The organism is Brenneria goodwinii (genome assembly GCF_002291445.1).
Lineage (GTDB): Bacteria > Pseudomonadota > Gammaproteobacteria > Enterobacterales > Enterobacteriaceae > Brenneria > Brenneria goodwinii.
Genome location: NZ_CP014137.1, coordinates 369,570 through 393,124, shown reverse-complemented (window position 1 = coordinate 393,124; position 23,555 = coordinate 369,570). Strand labels below are relative to the sequence as shown.

The window sequence follows — 23,555 nt, the reverse complement described above, 5'->3', positions numbered from 1 at the left end:
GATTATGACGGTTTTATGCGAAATAGCGGAACGACAGGATGAAAGAAGATGTTAAACCGATGACAACGAGTGAAAATAATGAAGAATTACTCAGTTATGGTTTTGATTTGTAGTAACTCGCCAGGCCGCGCAATTTGCAAAATAACAGGCTGATAACGGCCATTCCCCCCCTGGTTTTCCGCCCAACGCTTCACCGATAAAAACGTCAGTCCACCGCCCAGCAACGCGCCCAGAACGGCAGAAAGCTCATTGGCGAAGAGAGCCTGTAATAGCGCCGATCCGGCGAATAACCCCACCAAAGGAACAAAATAGACCATAACAGCGGACTGAAGCAGACGCGCTTCGGCAATGCCTAGCTCGACTCGCTGCCCGACTTGCAAAGGCTGTTCACAAGGCACCCTCAGTTGGTGTTCAGCAGGCGCCCCCAACTGATTTAACACTCCGGTTCCACAGGTAGAGCGAGATTGGCAACTACCGCACCCCGAACGCTGTTCACAGCTCAGCGTGGCGATACCATTTTGCCATGACACAACCGTCGCCCATTCTTTAATCATTTATTGCGCCTTCAGCATAATATTGTCCGCCACACGCTTAGCCGTGGCCGGCGGAAGCTCACCGACAACGGTGATTTCATTATTATCGCGAGTTTCAGTATGAATCGTACGCCTTCCGGTACGAACGGACTGTTCAGCTCGCGCTTCGGAAGACGGGCTGATATTAACGGAAAAACTAAACAGGCCGTCACTATACAGTCGCGTTTCGATAGGGAGATTGATGCCCGGCAACGTCCTTCTGCTGCGTGACACTTCTTTCATTCCCGTCGGCAGCCATTCCGCCGACCAGGAAAAGTTTGCGCTTTCTGGCGCGGGAGTCGGCAATGCGGGAGGTAAATTGATGTTTTCCAGCGGCCGCATCGCTTTTGCGACATTATCATCCACGACGAGTGACGTCACCAGAAACTGTTCCAGACGCTCACCGTTACGATCCTGCAAATCGACGCGCAGCGGCAGTTTAGACTCGGTATCCATCCAGACCGCGTAGCTGTAACGCGTCGCATCTCGGGAAATAATCCTGATCCCGACAGCCAGATGATCGGCTATGCGAACACGTCCATCAGCAGGAATGAAATCATAATACGGTGCGATACTTTGATAATCGGCATAGACCAACGCGGGCAGCGAATCGACGATATGATCGCTCGACAGCGTAAAAGGCTCAAGACCGGCATCGAAATAGCTGATGTCATTCCCACGCTGCACAATTTCACGCCGAGGCCCATCCATAAAGACCAACTGAGCCAATGAATGATTATTAATCAGGGCATGGCGGTATCGCACCGACTCAAACCCCTGGCGATTGATATTGATGAAAGAAATTTCATAATTTAATGAGCGGCTGGCGTGGTTCATTTCTTGCAACAACGCCCCGGACGCAGTTTGCGCCGGGGCGATGATGGGATAAAACAAACTGCCAACCAGCAAACAGACGGTTAACCAGACGTGCTTCATTACCGGGACTGAGTTCCTAATGATTGAGTTCCTGGAACTTGAATTGCAGCTTGCTGATCGTCATTATGCTGAAGTTGATCAGCGTGCAAGCGGCGCTGCAGCTCATAATCCTGCAAAATAGCGTTGAGACGGTTGCGCTGCGTATCAAACTTTTGCTGACCGCCATGGGAGGCCACGCTTTCCGAAGGCACCCCGAAACTGACCGGCGAGGCGGTTCCCATTGCGGGTAACGTGCTGAACGCGGCCGATTCCGACATACCATCCGAAGCACCGGTATGGTTATAATTCTGAACGCCAACGATAACGGCCAAAGATACGCAGGCGGCGACGCCTACCTGCGTTAACTGGCTGGCCCACGGACGAATCTTATGCCAGAACGGCATCTGAGACCAACGCTCAGGGTGTGGCTGTGATTCGGGTTGCGCTTGCGGAACCAGACGGACAGGTTCTTTTTCAATCGCAGCAGCCACGCGAGAGGCGATATCCAGATGAATAACGTGTTCACCTTCGCCAATATCCCCACGCAACGTATCGCGGATTAGATGATAACTTTGCCAACTTTGCTGCAACTTGTCATCGTGTGACAAGGAATTCAGCAGTTCAGAATCAACTGCCTCACCATCCATTAAAGCGGAAAGTTTCTCTTTCTGCATACCGACACCCTTACTTTGTCAAATCCATCATTAGTCACGCGCAATGCTTGAAACACACTAGCGCTGAATAAGCGGTTGTACTTTATTATCAATAGCTTCCCGAGCCCGAAAGATACGGGAACGAACAGTACCGACAGGGCAATCCATGATAACGGCAATCTCTTCGTAACTTAATCCATCTAATTCACGCAGCGTGATCGCCAGACGCAAATCTTCCGGTAAAGACTCAATCGTACGGAAAACAATGCTTCTTAGCTCTTCTGACAACATTAAGTTCTCAGGGTTCGATATTTCTTTCAATGCGCCTGCATTTTCATAATTTTCAGCATCATTGGCATCAATATCGCTGGAAGGCGGACGTCTTCCCTGCGCAACCAGATAGTTCTTAGCCGTATTCACGGCAATACGGTATAGCCATGTATAAAAAGCACTATCGCCACGGAATGACTCCAACGCACGATACGCTTTGATAAAGGATTCCTGAACCACGTCAGGCACGTCCCCTTGGGGCACGTAACGGGATACCAGGCTCGCCACCTTATGCTGGTAACGAATAACCAGTAAGTTAAACGACTTTTGGTCGCCTTTTTGAACCCGCTCAACCAGAACCTGATCTGCTAGCTGCTCGCTCATCCGAGGTAATATCTCCTCAAACCGTTCTCCACACGTAAAATAATACTGCCAGCCATATATAAGCCATATATAGTTATACCCAGAGCAAGCACTAGCTTAGAGCTGACACTTCTCGTAAAGTTCCGGATAAACCGCGTTTAATTCTGCTTATTGTTGTTTAATCACAGTAGGTTCAACCCCATCAGCACGCTGGTTTTCCTCTTTATCATCAGGCGCATCGAACCGATCATACGATAAATCCATTTCATTAGCACGAACCGGCCCTGTCTGATGCCCGGTATTTATACATCTTTACAGCGCCATAAAAATCAATACATGGATAAAACGTTGAGTGCTACCATCGGTTTTCCCTTCTTTCTTACGTGACGATACGAACATGCAACCGACCACTGAATACTCCTGCGATGTATTAATCATTGGCAGCGGCGCAGCCGGGCTGTCTCTCGCTCTTCGCTTGGCCTCGCAAGCAAACGTTACCGTTCTCAGTAAAGGCCCGCTGAGTGAAGGTTCGACCTTCTATGCCCAGGGCGGTATTGCCGCTGTTTTTGATGAGACCGACAGCATCGAATCACATATTGAAGATACATTAATCGCGGGTGACGGATTGTGCGAGCGTGAAGCCGTGGAGTTCATCGCCGGCAATGCCAAAAACTGCGTGCAATGGCTGATCGAACAAGGCGTACTGTTTGATACGGAAACCAGCACCAGCGGTGAGGAACGTTATCACCTTACCCGCGAAGGCGGGCATAGCCATCGCCGGATCCTGCATGCGGCCGATGCCACAGGAAAAGAAGTAGAAACTACGCTGGTGCAAAAAGCCCTGTCGCATCCCAACATCCACATTATGGAACGCTGTAACGCCGTTGATTTAATCACCTCCAGCAAGCTTGGCTTACCTGGCCCCCGCAGAATTGTCGGCGCCTACATCTGGAACCGTGAACGTGAAACCGTTGAGTCTTGCCGCGCGAAAACCGTGGTTCTCGCCACCGGCGGCGCATCCAAGGTGTATCAATACACCACCAACCCGGATATTTCATCCGGCGATGGTATCGCCATGGCGTGGCGCGCAGGTTGCCGGGTCGCCAATATGGAGTTTAATCAGTTTCACCCGACCTGCTTATTCCATCCTCAGGCACGCAACTTTCTGCTGACGGAAGCCTTGCGCGGCGAAGGAGCCCACCTGAAACGTCCTGACGGCAGCCGTTTCATGCCGGACTTCGACGCCAGAGGAGAGCTTGCGCCGCGCGATATCGTCGCCAGAGCCATTGACCACGAAATGAAGCGTCTTGGCGCTGACTGCATGTATCTGGATATTAGCCACAAACCCGCGGAATTTGTTAAACAGCATTTCCCCACCATCTATGAAAAACTGCTGACTCTGGGTATTGATATTACTCGGGAAGCCATTCCTATTGTTCCGGCCGCGCACTACACCTGCGGCGGCGTGATGGTCGATCAACGGGGGCGCACCGATCTTGACGCGCTGTATGCCATCGGCGAGGTGAGCTACACCGGGCTGCACGGCGCAAACCGCATGGCGTCGAACTCATTGCTGGAGTGCCTGGTCTACGGCTGGTCAGCATCGGAAGATATCCTGCGGCGCCTGCCGCAAATCGACCTGATTCAGGAACTGCCGGCCTGGGATGAAAGTCAGGTTGATAATTCAGATGAACAGGTTGTTATCCAGCACAACTGGCACGAACTAAGGTTATTCATGTGGGATTACGTCGGGATCGTGAGAACCACAAAACGGCTGGAGCGGGCGCTACACCGCATTAATCTGCTCCAAAAGGAAATTGATGAATATTATTCGCACTTCCGTATTTCCAACAACTTACTGGAGCTGCGCAATCTGGTTCAGGTAGCCGAATTGATTGTGCGCTGCGCGCTAGACAGAAAAGAGAGCCGCGGATTGCATTACACTCTGGACTACCCCAACCAGTTCGATACGCCCAAACCCACCGTTCTTACGCCATAGTTCACCCTTTTATGTAGGTTCCCCTGCCGGGAACCTACATAAAGAGATAAAAACATTTAGTCAGCGCCTGAAATTCCGCAGAGTAGCGGCGATCCGCATCGCGTATCGCCAATTGCCGCTCCGGGCAGTCTCCCGCCTGTCGGGACAGCGCAAGCAATACGCGATGCGCCGGACGGGAAACATATTCGGTCACGTCCGTACGCTGACGAATAAACCAGCCCTGCTGCTGCGCCAGCCGCACAAAATTCTCAACACCCTGCATCGGCAATACCACACAGAACATGCCATCAGGCATAATCAAACGCCGCGCACAGTTCAGCAGTAATTCATGCGTCAGCGCGACGGTATAGCGAGCCTGAGCACGCGGCGCCGAGCGACAAGCGACACCCGGCGCGAAGTAAGGCGGATTGCTGACAATCAGCGAGTAACGCTCTGTCCCGGTCTCGGCAAACTTTACAATATCATCGATGTAAACTGTCACCCGTTCAGGCCATGGAGACGCGGCTATATTTTCAGCCGCCTGACGACCGGCGTCCGTATCCAGTTCAACCGCATCAACCCGGACATTATCATCACTCCTCTGCGCCAACATCAGCGCAATCAAACCTGAGCCGCAGCCAATATCCAGAATTCGCCCGGCACTGGGTAGCGGAGCCCAGGCTCCCAGCAATATGCCATCGGTTCCCACCTTCATGGCACAGCGATCGTGCGCGACAAAAAACTGTTTGAAGGTAAACCCACCTTGACGCAGCACCGGTTTATTATCAGCTTGCCCGCTCATGATTACTCGTTCCTGATTAAAACCGTCGTAGCATAGGATAAACATCTATACAGTAAAAGCGCCGTTGTCTGTTTAAACAGGTGAAGAACCCGGCCAATACGTCTATAATCGGCGCCCCAAACAGAGGTAGACCATGACAGCCACAAATTTTTCCGAGTTAGATCTTGATGACAGCCTGCTAGACGCCCTGCGCGACATGGGTTATGAACGTCCGACGGCAATTCAGTCGGCGGCGATCCCGCCGGCGATGGACGGCCGCGACGTGCTAGGTTCCGCGCCAACGGGTACCGGTAAAACCGCAGCGTATCTGCTGCCGGTCTTGCAGCATCTGTTAGATTTTCCTCGTAAAAAATCCGGGCCGCCGCGTATTCTGATCTTAACGCCGACGCGTGAACTCGCCATGCAGGTCGCCGATCAGGCCCGCATCATGGCCGCACATACCCACCTGGATATTGCAACCATCACCGGCGGCGTGGCATATATGAACCATGCCGAAGTGTTTAGTGAAAACCAGGATATTGTGGTGGCGACAACCGGCCGTTTGCTGCAATACATCAAAGAAGAAAACTTTGATTGTCGCGCGGTCGAGACGCTGATTCTGGATGAAGCGGACAGAATGCTGGATATGGGCTTTGCGCAAGATATCGAGCATATCGCCGGTGAAACCCGTTGGCGCAAACAAACGCTGCTGTTTTCCGCCACGCTGGAAGGCGAAGCGATTAAAGACTTTGCCGAGCGCTTGCTGAACGATCCCGTTAAGGTTGAGGCCGATCCCTCACGCCGCGAACGTAAAAAAATTCTGCAATGGTGCTATCGTGCCGACGATATCAAACACAAAACGGCGCTGCTTTGCCACCATTTGAAACAGCCGGACGTCACCCGTTCCATTGTTTTCGTCCGTAAGCGTGAACGCGTACACGAGTTAGTCGCCTGGTTACGGGAAGCCGGTATTACCGCCTGTTATCTTGAAGGCGAAATGGTGCAAGCCAAACGTAATGAAGCGATTAAACGCTTGAGCGACGGACGAGTAAACGTGTTGGTTGCGACCGACGTCGCCGCACGCGGTATAGACATCAACGATATCAGTCATGTGTTCAACTTTGACCTGCCGCGTACCGCCGATACTTATCTTCATCGTATCGGACGTACCGGCCGGGCAGGCCGTAAAGGCTGCGCCATCTCTTTTGTTGAAGCGCACGACCATTTACTGCTTGGCAAGATCAGCCGCTACTTGAATGAACCGCTCAAGCCCCGTGTTATCGATGAGCTGCGCCCCGCGACCAAAGCGCCAAGTGCCAAGACGACGGGCAAACCCTCCAAGAAAGTGTTGGCCAAGCGGAAAGAAAAGAAAGAGAAAGAAAAAGAGAAAACCAAGGTGAAAGTGCGTCAGCGGGATAAGAAAAACATCGGTAAACGCCGGCAGCCAGTCCAAAAGGCTGACGAATCCTCCGCTGAATAAGCAACGAAATAACCGCGCGATTAACAGACGGCGCGCGACTGCTTAGCGTAGCGCCGTTTGTTGTTCGACCACGATCGCTTGTCGGCGTGGCGAATCGCGCTAGCCCACCGGAAGCCGCCGGCAAAATCCCCATCGACACGCGCGCTTCAAACCAGGATGACGCTTATCTTTTCATATAAGCGTCACAAGATTAATACATTACGCCATCATAATTCTCTCGCTATTAATTCATTAACAGGAGAATTATGTTATGCGTCGTCGTCAATTCCTGCAGTTAGCCGGAGCGATTTTTCTGGCATCCCGCGCAACTGCAGCCTTGTCCGAAACGCCTACGGCCTCTCAACTCACGCTGCCTGAATCAGGCAAACAATTACTGAAGTTCGGCCTGGTCACCGATATCCATTATGCGGATAACGACACCTATGGCGCTCCGGGAGAGGAGTTCTACGAGGTCTACCGCCATGCATTGCCGAAATTTCGCCAGGTCGTTGACCTGTTCAACACGCAATCGCTCGACTTTGCCATTGAACTTGGCGACTTTAAGGACTGCGTCAGCCCCCAGAATCATGAACAGACCATAGGTTTCCTAAAGCAAGTGGAGGGTGAATTCGCTAAGTTTAAAGGCGATCGCTACCACGTAGTCGGAAATCATGACTTTGACGCCATCAGCCCACAGGACTTTCTTGCCTGTACGCAAAACGCCGGCGATGCCAACGGCAAGCTCTATTATACCTTTGTAAAAAATGGCGTTCGCTTCATCGTATTAGACGCCTGTTATACCGACGCCAAAGGCGAAGGCGTGCACTTCTCTCACAACAACTTTACCTGGGATATTGCCAATATTCCTGATGAAGAGATTGACTGGCTGCGCGCCGTACTGAAATCCGACGACAAACCCATCGTGGTGTTTACGCACCAGACGCTGGATTACTTTGACCCGGCAATGGCGAAAGCGAAAGTTATCGTTCAGAATGCGGAGCCTGTGGTCAAAGCGCTGGAAGATTCGGGACGGGTTCTGGCGGTCTTCTCCGGCCACCATCATCCGGGCCGTTATAATTTCAGAAATGGCATCCATTACTTCACCACCAAAGCGCTGGTTGAATGGCCGCTGCCTCATAACGCCTGCGCCATCGTCACGATTGATAAAGATCTGAATATTTATGTGGAAGGCATGTACGACGCCGTTTCCAGGCAGCTAAATAAAGCGCATGCCTGAACACTATTATTAAAACGCAATACATCGTCTGTTTCTTATTTTTTCCATCATCGGGTATGGAATTTTCCTGCCAGGAATCAGTCGCATAAAAAAGGGTTCATGAATCAACATGAACCCTTTTCGGGATACCGCTACTGGCATCCCGATTACCGCAATATTAACTAAAATCCGACCAGCGCGAATTTACCGCTTACAGGCTTTCGGTAAAAGTACGGGTGATTACATCGCGCTGTTGTTCAGGGGTCAGCGAGTTGAAACGCACGGCATAGCCTGAAACACGGATAGTCAGCTGCGGATATTTTTCCGGATGTTTAACGGCATCTTCCAGTGTCTCACGACGCAGCACGTTCACATTCAGGTGCTGACCGCCTTCCACGCGGACTTCTGGTTTAACTTCCAGCGGAACTTCACGATATTCGATCTGGCCCAGATCGCTTACCGGAACAATTTGATCTTCGCTATAAACAGATTTGGCGCAGACGCAGCGTGCCTGAGAGTTTTCTTCATCCAGCAACCAGAAAGAGTTGACCAGCGCATTGTTGTCTGACTTGGTGATTTGAATACCAGTAACCATTATTGCCTCCGTAAAACGGCGTATTTGCCCATCATACTTCAAATTGCCGGGATGTCGGCTTCCCTCGCTCACCTCAGCCACTTACTTGAGTAAACGTCTAGGGATTCGCGGCGTCGCCGCCTTCCCGCAACTCAAATTATTTAGGGTCTATTGTCTTAATTAAAAGTCGGCATTAGCAACAAACTGCCATTAATTTTTAACGATTATATAAAATCAATTGCTTCTGTACTCTTATATACCAGTACCTTAGCCATGATTCTTTGATTTAAATCAATTTTAAAACCAATGCGAATCTCACCATTCGGGCAATTTATTGTTTCATATCAAATTTAACCCCAACCAACGATCGCAAATATTTTTATAAATTTTCAATTTTTTTTAGAGAAATCACTATCCCAGCCCACTTTCCTACCGTTACGGTTTTACCTCGGAACAATTGAACGGTAAGCTACTGACAATAAATTTTCCTGTAAAACAAAGGGTGAATAATGGCAACTTCCCTAACCTGGCATGACGTGCTGGCACAAGAAAAACAGCAACCCTACTTTATAAACACGCTGGAATTCGTTGCTAAAGAACGTGCGGCCGGGAAAACGATATATCCCCCGCAGAAAGATGTTTTTAATGCTTTCCGCTTTACCGAACTTCATCAGGTCAAGGTGGTTATCCTTGGTCAGGATCCCTACCACGGGCCGAATCAGGCCCACGGATTGTCCTTTTCCGTTCGTCCCGGTGTTCCTGCGCCACCGTCACTGGTGAATATCTATAAAGAACTGGCGAATGACATCCCCGATTTTGAAATTCCACAGCATGGTTTTCTGCAAAGCTGGGCCGAACAAGGGGTATTGCTGCTTAATACCGTATTAACGGTTGAGGCCGGCAAGGCGCACTCGCACGCAAATTTGGGATGGGAAACCTTTACCGATCGCGTTATCTCGGCATTGAATGAAAGCCGGGAGGGCCTTGTTTTTTTACTGTGGGGATCGCACGCGCAGAAAAAGGGCAGCATTATCGACCGTCAACGCCATCATATACTAAGAGCGCCGCACCCTTCCCCCTTATCAGCACATCGTGGTTTTTTGGGATGCCGCCACTTTTCTCAGGCTAACCAGCTTCTGGAAAAACAAGGCATTGCCCCGATTGACTGGACGCCGCGTTTACCTGAAAGCCGATAAGACACCGCTGCCTTCAATTGCTGGGGGCAGAAATAACGCTGATGCGGTAAAGCACAGTATTTTGCCAAACAGAGAAATAATACAAAAAGAAGAGAATAGTGATTTGGTGGAGCTAAGCGGGATCGAACCGCTGACCTCTTGCATGCCATGCAAGCGCTCTCCCAGCTGAGCTATAGCCCCACAATGTGGAATGTTCCTGATACGCAATCCAAACCAAAATAATTTGGTGGAGCTAAGCGGGATCGAACCGCTGACCTCTTGCATGCCATGCAAGTGCTCTCCCAGCTGAGCTATAGCCCCGTTTCTTACAGACCGTATCCGTGCGAACGGGTCGCATAATATGAGACCCGCCTACCAGTGTCAACGGCTAAATCTTTTTATGCGATTAACCGCTGAAAAAGGCATCAACCATTGGAAAAAATAGCAAAAAACACCAGATGTAAAAAACCCTGGATAAATCCAGGGTTCGACGTCTAACGATAAAAACGGCGGCAGTGATTATTGCTGAGCTTCACGCGCCGCGATAAATTCCAGGGCCTTATCAATACGAGCCAGCGCGCGCTGCTGACCAACCGCATGAACCGTAACGTCAACGCCGGGAGACTGCCCCGCGCCGGTTACGGCCACACGCAGCGGCATGCCTACTTTCCCCATTCCCTGTCCCAGTTCGTCAGCGGTTCCCTGAATCGCATGGTGAATGTTTTCTGCCGTCCAGTCGGTAATCGCCGCCAGCTTGGCGCGCACCAGCTCCAACGGCTGACGAGCAACCGGACGCAGGTGTTTTTTCGCCGCATCGGCATCAAATTGATCAAAATCTTCATAGAAATAGCGGCAGGAAGCGGCTATTTCTTTCAGCGTCTTGCAGCGTTCGCCCAGCAAGGTCACCAGCTCGCTCAATTGCGGACCGGTACGCGTATCAATGCCGGCCTGTTCTATATGCCATGCCAGGTGCGTCGCCACATATTCCGGCGGCAGATGATTAATGTAGTGATGATTCAGCCACTGCAGCTTTTCCGTATTGAATGCGCTGGCGGATTTGCTGATGGCTTCCAATGAAAACAGCGCTTTCATCTCATCGACAGAAAAAATCTCCTGATCGCCGGAGGACCATCCCAGACGCACCAGATAGTTCAGCAGCGCTTCCGGCAGGTAACCATCATCACGATATTGCATGACGCCAACGGCGCCGTGGCGTTTGGACAGTTTTTTACCGTCATCGCCCAGGATCATGGAAACATGCGCATATTCCGGAACCGGTGCGTCCAATGCTTTCAGTATATTGATTTGACGAGGGGTATTATTGATATGATCTTCACCGCGGATAACGTGAGTGATTTCCATATCCCAGTCATCAATCACCACACAAAAGTTATAAGTGGGCGAACCATCCGTGCGACGGATGATCAGATCATCAAGTTCCTGGTTGCTGAATTCAATCGGTCCACGGATACGGTCGTTGAAAATAACGGAACCTTCCTGTGGATTGCGAAAACGCACCACGTGGGGCTCATCATCCGCATGATGCGCGTGGGAGTCGCGGCAGCACCCGTCATAACGGGGTTTCTCGCCGTTTTCCATCTGTTTTTCACGCAGCGCTTCCAAACGCTCTTTCGAGCAATAGCAGCGATAAGCGGTGCCGTTTTCCAGCATCTGGTCAATCACGGCGTTATAACGGTCAAAGCGTTTGGTCTGATAATACGGGCCTTCATCCCAATCAAGATTCAACCAGTTCATGCCATCCATAATGGCATCGATCGCGTCCTGAGTGGAACGCTCCAGATCGGTATCTTCAATACGCAAAACAAACTTACCGCCTTGATGACGGGCGAATAACCAGGAGTATAGTGCGGTACGAGCGCCGCCTACATGAAGATAGCCAGTCGGACTGGGCGCGAAACGGGTTTTAATTTTCATTTGGGATTACAGCCTTATTACGCAACGGCTGCCGGCATATACCGACATGAGTTCAAATAACGAAAGTGGGCAACATTCTATCATTCTGCCCCGATTCCTCAACGCTGTAACGTATTACTCCGTGCTTTATTCCTCATGGAAGTGAATAAGGAAGCATCGCCGACGACCAGAATTAAGGCGCCCTGACTAATTTTACAACGAACAACCGTTTTACTTTTAAAAAGCGTTGACTCACTTTCAACTATCCCTATAATGCGACTCCACACAGCGAGGGTGATTAGCTCAGCTGGGAGAGCACCTCCCTTACAAGGAGGGGGTCGGCGGTTCGATCCCGTCATCACCCACCACTCTTTTAGAGTACCGCGTTGTGTGAAGTAAGAAGAATTGAGATTGGGTGATTAGCTCAGCTGGGAGAGCACCTCCCTTACAAGGAGGGGGTCGGCGGTTCGATCCCGTCATCACCCACCAAACTCATGCCAGCTGTCTTCTTACTGAAAATGAGGAACAAGAAGTGGGTGATTAGCTCAGCTGGGAGAGCACCTCCCTTACAAGGAGGGGGTCGGCGGTTCGATCCCGTCATCACCCACCACTTCTGCGGGTCGTTAGCTCAGTTGGTAGAGCAGTTGACTTTTAATCAATTGGTCGCAGGTTCGAATCCTGCACGACCCACCATTATCCGCATAGTTTTACCCTTCTGAAATACTTTTCCCTTGAATACCCATATCGCACCGAGTCGTGCGGGTGAGAAAAAATCGTCTGGAACGATTTTTAACAACGCTTGCGTTGGCCCGCAAGGGTGAGTCTCAGGATGAGACGAATAGCCCTGCGTTCAGGTTCGAGCCGAGCGAAGCGAAATTGATGCCCTTCGGCGTTTTCGCGAAAGCGGGTGAGTACTCACCGCCGACTCGGCGTCGCAAAGATGCCCGCCTACGCGGGCATGACGAGAGGGTTAGGAGCAGAGGAAGAAATGTGGTTTGATCAGGACATCAATAAAACATCAAATTTCCCAATCATGGTTATAGCGTTTGGGTTTGAACTGGATAACATCCCCTTTTTGCAAACCCTGCAGGCTAAGATCGTCTCTTGCCACTTCGGCCTCTATCAACTCCTGTTGATTGCCAATCTTTAACGACAGACGGGTTAATGCGCCCAGCGGACGAATATCACGAACAATAACGGGCTGATAGCCGTCCTGAGCCTGAACGGATAAGGCGACTTCATGCGGACGAAACAGAATGGTTTCATCCGTTTTTTCAATTTTCAGCTGGTTACTGTCCCCTAAAAAGTGATAGACGAACTCGCTGGCCGGATGGTTATAAACCTCGTCAGGGGAGCCGATTTGTTCAATGACGCCTTTGTTCATCAGTACGATACGATCGGCTACTTCCATCGCCTCTTCCTGATCGTGAGTAACGAACACCGACGTCAAATTAATATCCTCATGCAACCGCGATAACCAGCGGCGCAGCTCCTTGCGCACTTTGGCATCCAGCGCGCCAAAGGGTTCATCCAGCAGCAGAATGCTAGGCTCGACAATCAACGCGCGGGCCAGGGCGATACGCTGGCGCTGCCCGCCGGACAGTTGCTCAGGATAGCGATCCGCCAGCCAGTCCAGTTGGACCAGACCGAGCAGCTCATGAACTTTTTTCTCAATATCACGTTTGGACGGGCGAATACTTTTAGGCTTCATTCGCAGACCGAATGCGACGTTGTCGAACACCGTCATATGGCGAAATAAGGCATAGTGCTGGAACACAAACCCCACGTTACGCTTGCGCACGTCGTGAACAGACACATCTTCGCCATGAAAAATAATATTGCCGCTATCCGGCCTTTCCAAACCGGCGATAATGCGCAATAACGTCGTTTTGCCGCACCCGGACGGCCCCAGCAGCGCCACCAGTTCGCCGCTCTGAATGGCAAGATTGATTTGATTCAACGCCTGAAACTGACCAAATTGTTTATTAATATTGCGGATCTCAATGCTCATTTTTGGTCAACTCCTGTTGTTTCTGTAATTGCTTCGTCAGACGGCTCTCGCTCCACTGGCGTAGCAATAGAACAACCAGCGACATCACTAACAGCAGAATGGCGACGCTAAAAGCGGCGACGATATTGTATTCGTTGTAAAGAATCTCGATATGCAGCGGCAGCGTGTTGGTCAGCCCGCGGATATGGCCGGAGATCACGGAAACCGCGCCGAACTCCCCCATCGCTCTGGCGGTACATAGCACCACGCCATAGATTAATGCCCACTTCACGTTGGGCAGCGTGATATGCCAGAACATTTGCCAGCCGTTAGCTCCCAGCAATCTGGCCGCCTCCTCTTCCTGTGAGCCCTGCTGTTCCATTAGCGGAATCAATTCACGGGCGACATAAGGCAACGTGACAAAAATTGTCGCCAGCACAATTCCCGGCACCGCATAAACGATCTCCAGATTATGCGCGGTCAGGAACGGATACAGCTTACTTTGCGCGCCGAACAGCAGAACATAAACCAGGCCCGCGACAACGGGGGAGACGGAGAAAGGCAGATCGATTAACGACAGCAAAAAACTTTTGCCGCGGAATTCGAATTTGGTCACGCACCATGCCGTGGCAAGCCCGAAAACCACGTTGAGCGGAACCGAAATCACCGTAGCCAGTAACGTCAGTTTCAGCGCCGAGATCGCATCGGGTTCGGTAATGGCATCCCAGAACGCCCCTACCCCGTTATGCAATCCCTGCGTCACCACCATCAATAGCGGTAACACCAGAATCAGAAAAAAGACGATCCACGCCAGCGCAACCAAAACGTAATACGCCGCCGGATGCTTTGGCGACTTCGTTGTCTGGGTTTGAGTAGAAATAACCTGTTCCATGACGGCATGCCTTACAGTTTCGGTTGAATACGGCGCTGCAATAAATTAATCAGCAGCAACATAATGAAAGAAACCAGCAGCATGAATACGCCAATGCCAGTCGCGCCTTTATAGTCATACTGATCGAGTTTGGAGACGATCAGCAGCGGCAAAATTTCAGTTTTAAACGGAATATTCCCCGCGATAAACACCACGGATCCGTACTCGCCCACGCCGCGGGCGAATGCCAGGGCAAAGCCGGTTAACCAGGCGGGAAGCAACGCCGGAACCAAAACATGACGGAAGACTTGCAGCGGCCGCGCGCCAAGGCAGGCCGCCGCCTCTTCGATTTCTTTCGGAATATCGGCCAGAACGGGCTGCAATGTTCTGACCACAAAAGGCAAGGTGACAAAAATTAATGCCAGCGTAATACCGATACCGGTATAGGCGATTTTAAAGGGAAACAGCGAGCCGATCAGTCCATTCGGCGCATATAAGGCCGTTAGCGCAATCCCCGCGACAGCCGTCGGCAAAGCAAAGGGCATGTCGATCATCGCATCAATAACTTTGCGACCGGGGAAGGTGTAACGCACCAACACCCATGCCAACAGGGTTCCCAGAATACCGTTGATAAAAGCGGCCATCAGCGCCGTACCAAAGGACAAACGGAGGGAAAAAAGCACCTGTCGGCTGGTAATCAGCTCCCAAAACTGCACCAGTGTCAATTGGCTGGCATAAAGAAACATTCCTGCCAATGGAATGAGTACAATCAACCCTAAATAACTCAGGCTGAAACCTAAAGTTAATCCAAAACCGGGAATTACCGGGGAGCTACGTTGTGACATACGGCGCCTTTAATAGTCATACTCAATGATTCGGGCTAATTAACCCCTTGCCGACGAATCAAAGCCGCTGGATCCAGCCAGCGGCTTTCCAACATCAGAAATCTGTTATTTACTTATTAATCTCTTGGAAGATTTTGTCGAACACACCGCCATCATTAAAGAAGGTTTCCTGTGTGGTTTTCCAACCGCCAAAGTCTTTATCAATGGTTACCAGATTCACCGGCGCAAACTGATCTTTAAATTCTTCGGCAATTTTGGCATTACGCGGGCGATAGAAGTTTTTACCGATAATCCGCTGCGCCTCATCACTGTAAAGATATTGCAGATAGGCTTCCGCCTGCTTGCGCGTGCCTTTGCGATCTACCACCTTATCCACCACCGCAACTGGAGGTTCGGCCAGAATGGACAGCGATGGCGTGACAATTTCAAGCTGATCGCCGCCCTGCTCTTGCAGAGAAAGATAGGCTTCGTTTTCCCAGGCCAACAGAACATCGCCCAGTTGACGCTGAACAAAGCTGATGGTCGAACCACGAGCCCCGGTATCCAGAACCGGCGCGTGACGATACACTTCAGTCACAAACTTCAGCGCCGTTTCATCATTACCGCCGGGCTGAGCTTTGGCATAGGCCCAGGCCGCCAGGAAATTCCAACGCGCCCCGCCGGAAGTTTTCGGATTTGGCGTGATCACTTCAACACCCGGTTTAATCAGATCGTCCCAATCTTTAATCTGCTTCGGATTCCCCTTTCTCACCAGAAAAACGATGGTGGAGGTATAAGGCGTGCTGTTGTCAGGCAAACGTGCCTGCCATTTCGGATCGATAATTTGTGTATTCAGATTAAGCGCATCGATATCGCCCGCCAGCGCCAGCGTTACCACATCCGCCTGTAAACCGTCGATGACGGAACGGGCCTGTTTACCCGACCCGCCATGTGAATTCTTGATCGAAACATCCTCGCCGGTAGTCTCTTTCCAATGCTTGATAAAAGCGGCGTTATATTGCTGATAGAGCTCGCGGGTAGGGTCATAAGAAACATTCAGTAACTCTGTTGCCGCAGAGGCAACGCCAGAAAATAGTAGCGTGGCTGTAGCAAGAGATAATCCCAGACGGCGTATTGACATCATTATCACTCTCCAAAATTGAACTGTTATTTTTACCTTTCATTTTTCAAGCTGTAGCGCTGTTGGCATCCTTTCCCATCAGAACAACCACTTAAGCGTTATCTCTCCAGCCGTATTGCATCAGCCGGGCTTGAGCGACCTTAAACAGCACAAACCAAAGAGGCCGCAGCCAAGGGAACAGGCCATAAAAATGACGATGAATGCGGCTGATTGGCGCGGCTCACTCACGGACATCAGAGCAACGACATGGAAGTGACAATAGAGGATATGGGAAAGTGGCAAAAATACTGTTTCGCGATAATTTATACTCTCGCGTTATATTGTTTATGGTTATGTAATAGTTTTCAATCTAAGTAAATAACACCGATCAACGCACGGTTTCAGCCGTCCGTACGCTGTCGGTTTCTACTCTTCTTCATCCAGTTGCAGAGCGATATACAGCAGCAGACGATCGTCGAAATTACCTAAATCCAGGCCGGTGAGTTCAGAGATGCGATTCAGACGGTATTCCAATGTATTGCGATGGATAAATAAGGCTTTTGCCGTGGCGCCGGGCTGGACGTTATTACGGAACCAGGCGTTTAGCGTTCGGCGTAACAAACCATTGCTGTCCATCGCCTTGAGCCTGGTTAACGGACGCACCAGTTCGTTCGCCTGCCAGCCGCCCCGCAGGCTATCCAATAATACCGGCAGCATTAAATCCTGATAGTAATAGCAACGCTGCGCAGGCATCCGTTGCTTGCCGACGCTCATGGTCGTCCGGGCGGTACGGTAAGAACGGGCAATACTACCCGGACCGGAGAAGTAGTTCCCCAACGCCAGACGAACGCGCAACCGGCTGCTTTCCGCCATGCGCGACAGCAGGTTATCCACCCGCCGGCGATGCTCTTCCGCATCCCAGCGGCCATGGCCGTTCAATGCCGGTTTCAACACCACCATTTCCGTCAGGGAAACAATGGCTATCAGGTTGTCGCGCTCCGGCGTCGTCAGCAACGTCTGCAACTGCTGGAGCTCGGCCATGGCGCTGTCTACGCCAAGCTGTCCGCTATCGACCTCAACCACGGCCACAACGCGCGGCTGATTAAGGTCGATACCTAAACGCTGGGCCCATTCCATCAAAGCGGGCGACAGTTCATCAGTACGCAGCAGATTAAGCACCAGTTCTTCACGCAGGCGGCTATCCTGCGCCAGCATATGCAACAGCCTCGCCTGCTCAAGCATCATTTCCGCGGTCATGCAGACCAGTTCGCCATACTGACGTAACTGCCCCGGATTGCCGGTAAGGCCAATTACCCCGACGATATCGCCGTCAATATGCAGCGGCAAATTGATACCCGGGCGTACGCCGTGCAAGTGCCGAGCCACCGCTTCGTCAATGTCGACGATCCGCCCTTGCGATAACGCCAGTAATGCGCCTTCATGCAATTCACCCAATCGCTCTTGGTCGCCGCTGCCGATGATTTTGCCGCGGGCATCCATCACGTTGATATTGCTATCAATAATCTGCATTGTACGCGCAACAATATCCTGAGCCATTTTAGCATTGAGATGATACGACGCCATTTCTACCTCGGAGGGGAACATTGACAATCGCACTAGCATAGCGCTGCGTTCTGCGTCGTACATTGTGCAAATTAACAAAGAACCGGGGATTCGCTTTAAACTGTGGGAAACCTCACAAAAAGCAGGCACGACAAGCAGATGGAGAGTGATTGCCGGGGCTGATGCTCCCCGGCAGTGATAGCGGGATTATCATACCGAAAGGCACAGTCCCTGATAGCGGACTGCGCCAACGGGCGGAACCGGGGATGAGAATCCCCGGCGTTAACAAAGCTGGATTATTGCGTCAGCAGATAAATATTGCTGTCGCCGCGACGGATACTCAACGCCAGGACGGCCGGCTTACTATCCAGAATCTTACGCAGCTCGCCAAGATTCTGTACCGGCTGCTGATTGACGCCCAGGATAATGTCATCCTTTTTCAAACCGATTTTCGCCGCAGCGGAACCCGCCTTGACGTTATCGACCTTGACGCCTTTTTGACCATCAATCTGAGTATTGCTTAGTTCGGCGCCCTCAATACCGGAATAAAGGTTCCCCGATGCAACCTGCGCCTGGCTGCTTTGCTGCAACGTGACCTCTACCGTGAGCGGCTTGCCGTCACGCAGCAGACCCAGCGACAGTTTGCTGCCCACCGGCAACGACCCGACCTGGGCCCGCAATGCCGCGAAGCTGCTTATCGCTTTGCCGTTTAACGAAACGATGACGTCACCCGCTTTAATTCCCGCTTCGGCGGCGGCTGATTTCGGTTGAACCTGGCTGACGAACGCGCCGCGTTGCGCATCCACTTTCATCGCCTGGGCCAGTTCTGAGTTCAGTTCCGTCCCGGTAATGCCCAGTTCACCGCGTTTCACTTCACCAAATTCAACAATCTGGGCGACCAGACTTTTCACCATATTGCTGGGGATCGCAAAACCGATACCGATATTGCCGCCGTCCGGCGCCAGAATAGCGGTGTTCAAACCAATCAGTTCGCCATTCAGGTTAACCAGCGCCCCACCGGAATTACCGCGGTTGATGGCCGCATCGGTCTGAATAAAGTTTTCATAATTTTCGATATTCAGCCCGCTGCGCCCCAGCGCCGAGACAATCCCGGAGGTTGCCGTTTCACCCAGACCATACGGATTACCGATCGCGACGGTGTAATCGCCGACGCGCAGCTGATCGGAATCAGCCATTTGGATCGCCGTCAGATTCTTGAAGTTCTGCAACTGCACCAATGCAACGTCAGAACGCGGATCTTTGCCGATCACTTTGGCATCATATTTACGGCCGTCGTTAAGCCGGACCTGAATTTTATCCGCGTTATCCACCACGTGATTATTGGTTACCACGTAGCCTTTTTCAGCATTGATGATCACCCCGGCGCCCAGTGCTTGAAAAGCCTGCTGGCGGGATGACTGCCCGTCACCGTCGTCCTCGCCCTGACAGATGGGGGAATCCTGAAACGGCGAACCATCCTGACAAAATGGGGAATTATCACCAAAGAACGGCTGTAACTGCTGCGGGATCTTTTCTCTGGCGACGCTGGTATGCCCTTCTACGGCGATGCTCACTACCGAAGGCATAACTTTTTCCAGCATCGGCGCCAGGCTGGGCAACTGATTTGAGGAAGAAGAGGATGGGATCAACTCTGCCGCATTTGCACCCAGCGGCCCCATAGCCATCGCCAAACTTAGCGTCAGCGCACTCAGAACCAATGATTTTCTTTTCATGGGAATATGTCTCACAGTAATCAACAGGCAAGCTATCACAGCCTTTAAATACCCAATAGATTTCAAGATGCATAAGGCCGATGCGCCCGCAGCTTGAAAAAAGATATAGAGGTTGTGCTGTATAAGATAAATATTGATCCACTAAGTTCATCAATGGAAGATGCTGAACCGTAAGAAAATATTGGATCTCTTTACAAAAGTTATTATTCCGCCGCCATCAGGCGACGATACTCATCGTAGGCATAAAGATCGGTCATACCGCTGATATAATCCTGAATCAAACGAGCCCGGAAATAATATTCGCGAATCTCCTGTTCTTTATCAGACAGGTGCCGCAGGTTCTCCACGGCTTCCCGGTAGGCCATGCAGTGTTTGCTGGATAATTTGTGAAACAGCCGCGTTTCAATCGGATAGCGTCTGTGCGTTCCTTCTTGCACTAATTGGCTAAAGTCCTGATACGACATCTCAAGCAACGGACTATAAATATCCAGTAACCCGCGGATCACCCGGTAACCCTGAAGCTCCAGCTGTTCAACCTCATGGTGATTAAATACGTGTTTTAACGCCACCTGCTTAAATATTTTCAATAACCGATTCTGGGCGCTTTCATCTTCCAACAGCGCCTGATTAAAGGCTCCCGAATAAATTTCCGGCAGATTATCAATAAAACGCTGAGAGGCGTGCGGCACCAGTTTAGCCACTGTATTCACGCGAAGATTCATAAAAAACTGATCGTTGGTGCTGCGCCATTGGTGACGGCTGCGGTTTTCATAAGATTTCGCCACTGTCTTACTGAATAGATCTCCCGACAGAACCTCGCCCCAGGAGTGATGTAAATGTTCATAGAGCTGTTCAATGGTGAGAATATCTTTCTCTACGGCATCTTCCAAATCGGCGATGCAATAAGAAATATCATCCGCCGCTTCCATAATATAAGTCAGCGGATGGCGATGAAACTCCCCCATCGCCAGCTCTTCACGCAGTGTCGTTACGAAGGCTTCCTCCGCCAGATAATAGCCGGGCTTTTTCATCAGATAATCAAATTCCGCCGGCGTTTCTTCGCGCCAATACGCGGGGCGGGTATATTTCAAAATACAGCCGACCTGTCCATAGGTCAGATTCAGCTTAAGCAGGGTATGGACTAAACGGATAGCCTGCGCATTGCCTTCAAAATGGCTTAAGTCCTGACGAATACGGCAACGCAATTCGTTCAAGCCATCCTCTTTAAGATGTAAAAAGCCGACCTGACAGTTATCTTCGCGGGCTGCATCTCCGGCATGCGCAACATCCATTAACTGACCGAACCAATTATTAATCGCCGACTCGCCGAAATGACCAAAAGGAGGGTTGCCGATGTCGTGCATCAGGCAGGCCATTTCCACCATGCTTTCAAACGGCGTTTGCAGTTGGGCCAGTCCCAGCGTTTCCAGCCGGTTGTCCCGCTTTAGCCGTTCCAGAATATCTTTGGCGATGTAACGCCCAACCTGCTGAACTTCCATTGAGTGCGTCAGACGGGAACGCACCGCGGCATTACGTTCCAGCGGGAAAACCTGGGTTTTTTGCTGTAACCGGCGAATGGCGGCGGAGTTGATGATACGTCCGCGATCGCTCTCAAACTGACGAACAATGGAATATTCATCCTCAGCCGTAATCGGATGACTGAGGGGGCGCTGAAAACTCATCTTTTTCGCAAAATCGATATCAGACATAAAACTCCCCATATTGACGGGTCGCGTGCCGCTGCATAACCGTCTCCATTTACCCCACTAAGCCATGATAGACTAGCCGACGCTATACTCGTGCTATTTATAACAAAATTTGTGGGGAACACTATGAAAGTCGGCATTATCGGCGCTATGGAACAAGAAGTTACCTTGCTTCGCGATCGCATCGAAAACCTCCAGACCATACAGCGCGCAGGTTGCGAAATTTACAGCGGTCAATTAAACGGTGTCGACGTCGCCTTATTGAAGTCAGGCATCGGTAAAGTCTCCGCCGCGCTGGGCACTACATTATTGCTGGAACATTGCCGGCCAGACGCGGTGATTAATACCGGTTCGGCCGGCGGCCTGGCCGCAACGCTGAAGGTGGGCGATATCGTGGTTTCCGATGAAGTTCGCTATCACGACGCCGATGTTACCGCCTTTGGCTACGAACCCGGCCAGATGGCGGGTTGTCCGGCCGCCTTCATCGCGGATGAAGGGTTAATCACGCTGGCTCAGAATGCGATTACGAAACTCCAGTTGAACGCGGTGCGCGGTCTGATTGTCAGCGGCGATGTGTTTATTAACGGCGCGGAACCGTTGGCCCGCATCCGTAAAACCTTCCCCAAGGCCATCGCGGTTGAGATGGAAGCCACGGCGATTGCCCATGTCTGCCACCAGTTTGCCGTACCTTTCGTCATCGTGCGGGCAATTTCCGACGTCGCCGACCAAGAGTCCCACCTGAGCTTTGATGAATTTCTGTCCGTGGCCGCGCAGCAATCTACCCGCATGGTAGAAACCATGTTGCAGGCATTGGCGGAGCATCGGTAATGCAGCAATGACATTGCGGATTCGCGCTCTTTTCGGACTTCTGCTATTTTTCACCGCCGCCGCGGCAAACGCGGTTCCGCAACGCGTGATCAGTCTGGCGCCGCATGCCACGGAAATGGCATACGCCGCCGGGATGGGAACCCAGTTAGTGGCGGTCAGCAGTTGGTCCGACTATCCTGCGCAAGCGCAAAAGCTGGAACAGGTTGCCTCCTGGCAGGGGATTAACCTTGAACGGATCCTGGAACTCAAGCCCGACCTCATTCTGGCCTGGCGTGAAGGGAATCCGCAAAGGCCGCTGGATCAGCTGGCCGGATTTGGTATTCCTATTGTTTATCTGGATGCCAAAACGCTTAATGATATTCCCGCTACACTGACGAAGCTGGCGCAATACAGTTCTCATCCGGAACAGGCGAAGCAAACCGCCAGCGCGCTTCGCCAGCAATTGGCGGAACTACAGCGGCAATACGCCAGCAATAGTCCGGTGCGGGTGTTTATGCAGTTTGGCGCCCATCCGCTGTTCACTTCAGCGCAAGGCACCTTGCAAAGTCAGGTTATCTCACTGTGCGGCGCGCAGAATATCTTCAGCGACAGTCCGGTTCCCTGGCCGCAGGTTAGCCGGGAACAGGTATTAATGCGCAAACCACAGGCGATTATCATCAGCGGTTCCTCTGACGCCATAGCGAATACACAAGCATTCTGGCAGCCGCAATTATCCGTTCCGGTGATTGCAGTCAATGAAGATTGGTTCAATCGCAACGGACCGCGTTTATTACTGGCGGCGCAGCAGATTTGCCGACAATTAGCCGAACTGAAAAAAAATGATTAGCCGCGTGACCATCACTAGAAAAATCAAATTAACCATCTGATTATTATAGATTATTTAGATAAAATATTTTGTAACATCATCGTTGTTTTCGCAACGGCGATTTGCCTATAATCTCGCCGCAACGGTTGAAATAAACACCAGCCGCCGATAAAAACCCCATCACTGATAGATACGCGCCTGCAACTTGAAAGATGAAGGGTATAGATAATTTTGAGCCTGAATGG

At 51.2% G+C, this 23,555-nt stretch carries 20 protein-coding genes and 6 tRNA genes; 10 read left to right on the top strand and 16 right to left on the bottom strand.

Features of this window, described 5'->3' with window-relative positions; all coding sequences use genetic code 11:
• Positions 1-86: 86 nt before the first annotated feature.
• Genes rseC through rpoE form a run of 4 tightly spaced genes read right to left on the bottom strand, consistent with a single transcriptional unit; the run spans position 87 to position 2,794 of the window.
• Complete coding sequence (gene rseC / locus ACN28R_RS01890) at positions 87-554, bottom strand: SoxR-reducing system protein RseC (RefSeq protein WP_095833403.1); 468 nt, start codon at positions 552-554, stop codon at positions 87-89.
• On the bottom strand, positions 555-1,508 hold the full coding sequence (gene rseB, locus ACN28R_RS01885) for a sigma-E factor regulatory protein RseB (protein ID WP_048637828.1): 954 nt from the start codon (positions 1,506-1,508) through the stop codon (positions 555-557).
• On the bottom strand, positions 1,508-2,161 hold the full coding sequence (rseA, locus tag ACN28R_RS01880) for an anti-sigma-E factor RseA (RefSeq protein ID WP_048637827.1): 654 nt from the start codon (positions 2,159-2,161) through the stop codon (positions 1,508-1,510). Before rseA ends, rseB begins: the two co-directional genes overlap by 1 nt.
• Positions 2,162-2,218: 57 nt before the next feature.
• Positions 2,219-2,794 (bottom strand): RNA polymerase sigma factor RpoE, encoded by a 576-nt coding sequence (rpoE, locus tag ACN28R_RS01875; RefSeq protein WP_048637826.1) that lies wholly within the window; start codon positions 2,792-2,794, stop codon positions 2,219-2,221.
• 376 nt (positions 2,795-3,170) lie between these two features.
• Here rpoE and nadB point away from each other — a divergent pair, with 376 nt between their 5' ends.
• The gene (nadB, locus tag ACN28R_RS01870) at positions 3,171-4,772 is read left to right on the top strand and encodes an L-aspartate oxidase (RefSeq protein ID WP_095833402.1); all 1,602 of its coding nucleotides are present in this window, start codon (positions 3,171-3,173) and stop codon (positions 4,770-4,772) included.
• Between the two features lie 34 nt (positions 4,773-4,806).
• Here nadB and trmN read toward each other — a convergent pair whose 3' ends face one another.
• Entirely contained in the window at positions 4,807-5,553 is a 747-nt protein-coding gene (trmN, locus tag ACN28R_RS01865) for a tRNA(1)(Val) (adenine(37)-N(6))-methyltransferase TrmN (RefSeq protein WP_095833401.1), read from the bottom strand.
• Between the two features lie 133 nt (positions 5,554-5,686).
• On the opposite strand from trmN, the gene srmB reads away from it, so the two are divergent.
• Entirely contained in the window at positions 5,687-7,012 is a 1,326-nt protein-coding gene (srmB, locus tag ACN28R_RS01860; protein WP_095833400.1) for an ATP-dependent RNA helicase SrmB, read from the top strand.
• 250 nt (positions 7,013-7,262) lie between these two features.
• The gene (locus ACN28R_RS01855; protein WP_095833399.1) at positions 7,263-8,228 is read left to right on the top strand and encodes a metallophosphoesterase; all 966 of its coding nucleotides are present in this window, start codon (positions 7,263-7,265) and stop codon (positions 8,226-8,228) included.
• 190 nt (positions 8,229-8,418) lie between these two features.
• Here ACN28R_RS01855 and grcA read toward each other — a convergent pair whose 3' ends face one another.
• Entirely contained in the window at positions 8,419-8,802 is a 384-nt protein-coding gene (gene grcA / locus ACN28R_RS01850) for an autonomous glycyl radical cofactor GrcA (protein WP_048637821.1), read from the bottom strand.
• A 488-nt stretch (positions 8,803-9,290) separates the two neighbouring features.
• Here grcA and ung point away from each other — a divergent pair, with 488 nt between their 5' ends.
• Positions 9,291-9,977, top strand: coding sequence for a uracil-DNA glycosylase (gene ung, locus ACN28R_RS01845; protein ID WP_048637820.1), 687 nt, complete (start codon positions 9,291-9,293; stop codon positions 9,975-9,977).
• A gap of 104 nt (positions 9,978-10,081) precedes the next feature.
• Here the strand turns inward: ung and ACN28R_RS01840 are convergent.
• The 3 genes from ACN28R_RS01840 to gltX form a co-directional block, all read right to left on the bottom strand.
• Positions 10,082-10,157 (bottom strand) — tRNA-Ala (locus ACN28R_RS01840).
• 44 nt (positions 10,158-10,201) lie between these two features.
• Positions 10,202-10,277 (bottom strand) — tRNA-Ala (locus ACN28R_RS01835).
• A gap of 198 nt (positions 10,278-10,475) precedes the next feature.
• Positions 10,476-11,891, bottom strand: a complete 1,416-nt coding sequence (gltX, locus tag ACN28R_RS01830; RefSeq protein WP_095833398.1) for a glutamate--tRNA ligase — start codon at positions 11,889-11,891, stop codon at positions 10,476-10,478.
• Positions 11,892-12,162: 271 nt separating this feature from the next.
• On the opposite strand from gltX, the gene ACN28R_RS01825 reads away from it, so the two are divergent.
• From ACN28R_RS01825 to ACN28R_RS01810, 4 genes are all read left to right on the top strand, one after another.
• Positions 12,163-12,238, top strand: a tRNA-Val gene (locus ACN28R_RS01825).
• 45 nt (positions 12,239-12,283) lie between these two features.
• Positions 12,284-12,359: transfer RNA gene (locus ACN28R_RS01820), tRNA-Val, on the top strand.
• Positions 12,360-12,404: 45 nt separating this feature from the next.
• Positions 12,405-12,480, top strand: a tRNA-Val gene (locus ACN28R_RS01815).
• Positions 12,481-12,487: 7 nt separating this feature from the next.
• A tRNA-Lys gene (locus tag ACN28R_RS01810) sits at positions 12,488-12,563 on the top strand.
• Positions 12,564-12,888: 325 nt separating this feature from the next.
• Here the strand turns inward: ACN28R_RS01810 and ACN28R_RS01805 are convergent.
• The 7 genes from ACN28R_RS01805 to dgt form a co-directional block, all read right to left on the bottom strand.
• Positions 12,889-13,881 (bottom strand): sulfate/molybdate ABC transporter ATP-binding protein, encoded by a 993-nt coding sequence (locus ACN28R_RS01805; RefSeq protein ID WP_048637818.1) that lies wholly within the window; start codon positions 13,879-13,881, stop codon positions 12,889-12,891.
• Positions 13,871-14,752 carry a sulfate ABC transporter permease subunit CysW gene (gene cysW / locus ACN28R_RS01800; RefSeq protein WP_095833397.1) on the bottom strand — a complete coding sequence of 294 codons (882 nt, stop codon included), beginning with the start codon at positions 14,750-14,752 and terminating at the stop codon, positions 13,871-13,873. The genes ACN28R_RS01805 and cysW overlap by 11 nt, the downstream gene beginning before the upstream one ends.
• Positions 14,753-14,763: 11 nt before the next feature.
• Positions 14,764-15,576 (bottom strand): sulfate ABC transporter permease subunit CysT, encoded by an 813-nt coding sequence (gene cysT / locus ACN28R_RS01795; RefSeq protein WP_048637816.1) that lies wholly within the window; start codon positions 15,574-15,576, stop codon positions 14,764-14,766.
• Between the two features lie 109 nt (positions 15,577-15,685).
• Positions 15,686-16,696, bottom strand: a complete 1,011-nt coding sequence (locus ACN28R_RS01790; RefSeq protein ID WP_048639830.1) for a sulfate ABC transporter substrate-binding protein — start codon at positions 16,694-16,696, stop codon at positions 15,686-15,688.
• Positions 16,697-17,101: 405 nt separating this feature from the next.
• The gene (locus ACN28R_RS01785) at positions 17,102-18,259 is read right to left on the bottom strand and encodes a CdaR family transcriptional regulator (protein WP_048637815.1); all 1,158 of its coding nucleotides are present in this window, start codon (positions 18,257-18,259) and stop codon (positions 17,102-17,104) included.
• Between the two features lie 275 nt (positions 18,260-18,534).
• A complete protein-coding gene (gene degP / locus ACN28R_RS01780; RefSeq protein WP_048637814.1) occupies positions 18,535-19,971 on the bottom strand; it encodes a serine endoprotease DegP in 1,437 nt (478 codons plus the stop codon).
• Between the two features lie 203 nt (positions 19,972-20,174).
• Complete coding sequence (gene dgt / locus ACN28R_RS01775) at positions 20,175-21,680, bottom strand: dGTPase (protein WP_095833396.1); 1,506 nt, start codon at positions 21,678-21,680, stop codon at positions 20,175-20,177.
• A gap of 123 nt (positions 21,681-21,803) precedes the next feature.
• Between dgt and mtnN the strand changes: the two genes are divergently transcribed.
• Positions 21,804-22,505, top strand: coding sequence for a 5'-methylthioadenosine/S-adenosylhomocysteine nucleosidase (gene mtnN / locus ACN28R_RS01770; RefSeq protein WP_095833395.1), 702 nt, complete (start codon positions 21,804-21,806; stop codon positions 22,503-22,505).
• 7 nt (positions 22,506-22,512) lie between these two features.
• A complete protein-coding gene (btuF, locus tag ACN28R_RS01765) occupies positions 22,513-23,331 on the top strand; it encodes a vitamin B12 ABC transporter substrate-binding protein BtuF (protein WP_048637811.1) in 819 nt (272 codons plus the stop codon).
• Positions 23,332-23,555 lie beyond the last annotated feature (224 nt).